Source organism: Halomonas sp. HP20-15 (genome assembly GCF_033446685.1).
GTDB lineage: Bacteria > Pseudomonadota > Gammaproteobacteria > Pseudomonadales > Halomonadaceae > Modicisalibacter.
In genome coordinates, this window is the sequence record NZ_JAWQLY010000032.1 from 1 (window position 1) to 1,643 (window position 1,643).

General features: G+C 69.7%; 1 protein-coding gene. It reads left to right on the top strand.

Annotated features, from left to right (window positions below):
- Nucleotides 1–1,643 (top strand): IlvD/Edd family dehydratase (locus tag R6258_RS18710; RefSeq protein ID WP_318453454.1); only part of this gene is annotated, 1,643 nt, incomplete at both ends.

The window sequence follows — 1,643 nt, forward strand, 5'->3', positions numbered from 1 at the left end:
TGGATGAAGAACCAGGGCATTCCCGATCACGAGTTCCAGGGCAAGCCGATCATCGGCATCTGCAACACCTGGTCGGAGCTGACGCCGTGCAACGCCCACTTCCGCAAGCTCGCCGAGCACGTCAAGCAGGGCGTGCTCGAGGCCGGCGGCTACCCGGTGGAGTTCCCGGTGTTCTCCAACGGCGAGTCCAACCTGCGGCCCACCGCGATGTTCACCCGCAACCTGGCGAGCATGGACGTCGAGGAGGCGATCCGCGGCAACCCGCTGGACGCGGTGGTGCTGCTGGTCGGCTGCGACAAGACCACCCCGGCGCTGCTGATGGGCGCGGCGAGCTGCGACATTCCGACGATCGTGGTCACCGGCGGGCCGATGCTCAACGGCAAGCACGAGGGCCGGGACATCGGCTCGGGCACCGTGGTCTGGCGGCTCTCGGAAGAGGTCAAGGCCGGCACCATCTCGCTCCACGACTTCATGGCCGCCGAGGCCGGCATGTCGCGCTCCGCCGGCACCTGCAACACCATGGGCACCGCCTCGACCATGGCCTGCATGGCCGAGTCGCTGGGCGTGTCCCTGCCGCACAACGCGGCGATCCCGGCGGTGGACTCGCGGCGCTACGTGCTCGCCCATCTCTCCGGCAACCGCATCGTCGAGATGGTCGACGAGGACCTGACCCTGTCCAAGGTCCTCACCAAGCACGCCTTCGAGAACGCCATTCGCACCAACGCCGCGATCGGCGGCTCGACCAACGCGGTGATCCACCTCAAGGCCATCGCCGGGCGCATCGGCGTCGACCTGCCGCTCGACGACTGGACGCGCATCGGCCGCGGCACGCCGACCCTCGTCGACCTGCAGCCCTCCGGGCGCTTTCTGATGGAAGAGTTCTACTACGCCGGCGGGCTGCCCGCCGTGCTGCGCCGGCTCGGCGAGGCCGACCGCCTGCCGCACAAGGACGCGCTGACCGTCAACGGCCACACGCTGTGGGACAACGTCAAGGACGCGCCGCTGTACAACGACGAAGTCATTCGCCCACTCGACAACCCGCTGCGCGAGGACGGCGGGATGTGCGTGCTGCGCGGCAACCTCGCCCCCAACGGCGCGGTCTTGAAGCCCTCGGCGGCGACCCCCGAACTGATGACCCATCGCGGCCGCGCGGTGGTGTTCGAGGACTTCGACGACTACAAGGCGCGCATCAACGACCCCGCGCTCGAGGTCAGCGCCGATGACATCCTGGTGATGAAGAACTGCGGTCCGCGCGGCTATCACGGCATGGCCGAGGTCGGCAACATGGGCCTGCCCGCCAAGCTGCTCGCCCAGGGGATCACCGACATGGTGCGCATCTCGGATGCGCGCATGAGCGGCACCGCCTACGGCACCGTGGTGCTGCACGTCGCCCCCGAGGCCGCCGCCGGCGGCCCGCTGGCGGCGGTCAGAAACGGCGACTGGATCGCGCTCGACGCCTACGCCGGCACGCTGCACCTGGAGGTCGAGGCCGTCGAGCTCGAACGCCGCCTGGCCGAGACGGATCCCACCGCCGCGTCGCGGACCATCGCCGCCAGCGGCGGGTACCGTCAGCTGTACATCGAGCGGGTGCTGCAGGCCGACGAGGGCTGCGACTTCGACTTCCTGGTCGGCTGTCGCGGCGC